Annotated in this window: 3 protein-coding genes and 1 tRNA gene; all 4 read left to right on the top strand. The window is 42.3% G+C overall.

Features of this window, described 5'->3' with window-relative positions:
• Positions 1 to 62: 62 nt before the first annotated feature.
• The 4 genes from AAFP11_RS04865 (at position 63) to AAFP11_RS04850 (ending at position 2,648) form a co-directional block, all read left to right on the top strand.
• Entirely contained in the window at positions 63 to 326 is a 264-nt protein-coding gene (locus AAFP11_RS04865) for a hypothetical protein (RefSeq protein WP_341731904.1), read from the top strand.
• Positions 327 to 539: 213 nt separating this feature from the next.
• Positions 540 to 609 (top strand) — tRNA-OTHER (locus tag AAFP11_RS04860).
• 132 nt (positions 610 to 741) lie between these two features.
• Positions 742 to 960 carry a hypothetical protein gene (locus AAFP11_RS04855; protein WP_341735999.1) on the top strand — a complete coding sequence of 73 codons (219 nt, stop codon included), beginning with the start codon at positions 742 to 744 and terminating at the stop codon, positions 958 to 960.
• 161 nt (positions 961 to 1,121) lie between these two features.
• The gene (locus AAFP11_RS04850) at positions 1,122 to 2,648 is read left to right on the top strand and encodes a slipin family protein (RefSeq protein WP_341735998.1); all 1,527 of its coding nucleotides are present in this window, start codon (positions 1,122 to 1,124) and stop codon (positions 2,646 to 2,648) included.
• The last annotated feature ends 110 nt before the right edge of the window (positions 2,649 to 2,758 follow it).

Here is a 2,758-nt window from a genome sequence, read left to right as displayed (position 1 = left end):
AGCGAAATTCTGGCTTTTGAGAAAGGAATTCAGCAAGCTTTAAAACGACTAGGTAAGTAAAGATGCAAGTTAGCGATCGGACAATTTCTGTAACTAATTCTACGCTGAAAACGTTAATTGATGAATTGGGTACTGAGTGTCAAAATGTGATTACTTTAATCCATCAGCTTCAGTTACCTGATTTGAGCGATCGACAAAAAGCTGAAATTCTAGCAGAGTTCATAAGTGTTGCAATTCATCTTAACGTTCACTGCGGAGAGGATTTTCAGACGCTTGTTGCTGAGGAAATGGAAAAGTTGTCGGATGTTGACGAAGAAGATTCCTAGCAAACAAACCGGGTTTTTACCTAATCTGGCGGCTGTAAGGAAGTATTTTCCCAAACAACCCGGTTTCTGAGTCCCCATGCGTCCAAGACTGAATATGCTATATTGAAGCCGGGATAGCGAAAAAGTTACAAGCTATAGTTTGGGTTTTATATACCCGACTGGTGCGCCTACCTTTGGTTGGAGCGTATACCGCTAGGTACTTTTAACTATATTGTTTGATTAGCTCAGTTGGTAGAGCGATCGGCTTTCCGAAGTGTCACAGGTTCGAGTCCTGTATCAGCCCCACAAAGTTAGCTCAATTGGTAGAGCGAATTGACTAATAATCAATTTGTAACAGGTTCAAATCCTGTACTTTAAAAAACCCTGGCCCTGGGTACGGGCACTTTGTTAAGGACAAAGCAGCTTAATCGTTTGTGTGTATTACTCTGTAATGCAAGTGTTTGTTAGCAGCCAAGAAGCTAGTGCAACTGTATCTCTCCCTGATTTGAGTGTGTTCCTTCGCGTTGCTTGCATTTGGTTTTCCTGCGGGGATGCTGGATTGGTGGGGCGATCGGCGTATTTGAGCATTACTATTTTTTTCGAGATTACCGAAAGGCGATTTAGCAGAAGTAGTGACAATCTTAATCCAGTCTAGGAGGTGCTTTTGCCCGCATCTGAACTGTAAACACTTGTACTTGCAGAGTTAAAAAAAATATTGTAGTATAAGTATTACAGCTAAATTCCAAAAGGCGATCGATGTTTAAATTAAATCTGCCTCGCTGGTTTCGCTTGCCCAAATTATCTATTAAAATTTCTATGTGGAAAACCTTTTATATCCAACCTAACCAAATCGGAATTTTATATCACCGCAGCGACTTTAAGAAAATTTTGCTTCCCGGTACATACACTTATTTCGGTAGCCATTGGAACATAAAAAGCTACGATCTCAATCAGCCAGAAGCTAAGATTGACAACTTAGAACTGTTGCTAAGAAACCACGGAACAGAATTACAAGAACATCTTTCGATTGTCAGAACCGCATTCAATCAAACAGCTTTAGTTCGTTTGGGTCAAAATTGGCTCAGTATTTTACCGAATCAATTGCGGGCATTTTGGCGCGGTTTTATTGAAGTAGAATCTCATGTTTTCAATTTAGACGAGAGTTTGGAATTGCCTGGTGAGTTTGTGCAAAAAGTGCGATCGCTCACTTTGCAAGGACTGAAAAACTTCCAAGTCTCTGAGTATGAACTAGGTTTGCTGTACGTGCAGAATAATTTTGTACGCCCTCTAGAATCAGGAGAATACACTTTTTGGTCTGTGGATCGAAATGTGGCAGTTAAAACTCTGGATCGAAATATTCCTAATCCTGAATTTCCCCAAGCAAATGTCCTAATTGAAAAACATCCCGATTTTGTAGCAGCCTACTGCGAACTCGTGCAATTACTGGGTCATCAAATTGCGATCGTGCGCGATCGAGGAAAAGTTATTGCTTTTTTGCCACCGACAAGCCGCCAGCTATTTTGGCAAGGTGTGGAAGTCGAAATCATTGACATCAATACTGATGTTAATTTAGACCTCCGTTTAATAGCTGAGTTGGTTGCTGGTTCCCCAGAAGCTCTATCAACCTGTGCCAAGTATTTGCATCTTTGTGAAGTTCCAGCACAGCACGTTGGACTATTGTATATAAACCAAGAGTTTCAATCGCAATTGCTACCAGGAATTCATGCTTGGTGGAAGTTTGGGCGCTCTTTTCAAACGGAAGTAATTGATTTGCGCTTACAAAATATTGAGGTATCTGGTCAAGATATCTTGTCAAAGGATAAAGTACCTTTGCGCTTGAATTTGACGGCTGGATACCGCATCCGAGATCCGCTGATGGCAAAAAATGGCTTGTCCGATATTACGGGATTTTTGTACAAGGAATTGCAGTTTGCTTTGCGCGGTGCGGTGGGGGAACAGACTCTGGATGGGTTGTTGGATAGCAAAGGTGCGATCGATCGCAGTATATCTGAATACATCCGCGCTAAAACCACAGATTATGGTATTGAAGTCGATTCTGTGGGTGTCAAAGATATTATTTTACCTGGTGAAATTAAGGCGATTTTGAGCAAGGTTGTGGAAGCGGAAAAATTGGCTCAAGCAAATGGAGTTAGGCGCAGGGAGGAGACTGCTGCTACTCGGAGTATGTTGAATACTGCGAAGGTGATGGAGGATAATCCTGTGGCTTTGCGTTTGAAGGAATTGGAGGTTTTGGAAAGGATTGCGGAGAAGATCGACCGGATTCAAGTTAATGGGGGCTTAGATAATATTTTGACGGATTTGATTCGGATGAATCGAGAGTGATAGCAGAAGGAAGAAGATCTAGTGAAGAAGGAACAAGTCACCCGCCCCACCCCCCTAGGGCGTGTTTTCAAACCCAAAGATCCCCCCCAGCCCCCCTTAAAAAGGGGGGG

It is taken from the genome of Microcoleus sp. CAWBG640 (assembly GCF_020883015.1).
Taxonomy (GTDB): domain Bacteria; phylum Cyanobacteriota; class Cyanobacteriia; order Cyanobacteriales; family Microcoleaceae; genus Microcoleus; species Microcoleus anatoxicus.
Note: the sequence above shows the minus strand (reverse complement) of the source record. Positions and strands in the feature narration are given on the sequence as shown.

What these genes read in the sequence shown, in the direction of transcription:
- AAFP11_RS04850 (WP_341735998.1), top strand. Translation starts at nt 1,122, where the DNA reads ATGTGGAAAACCTTTTATATCCAACCTAACCAAATCGGAATTTTATAT.
- AAFP11_RS04865 (WP_341731904.1), top strand. Translation starts at nt 63, where the DNA reads ATGCAAGTTAGCGATCGGACAATTTCTGTAACTAATTCTACGCTGAAA.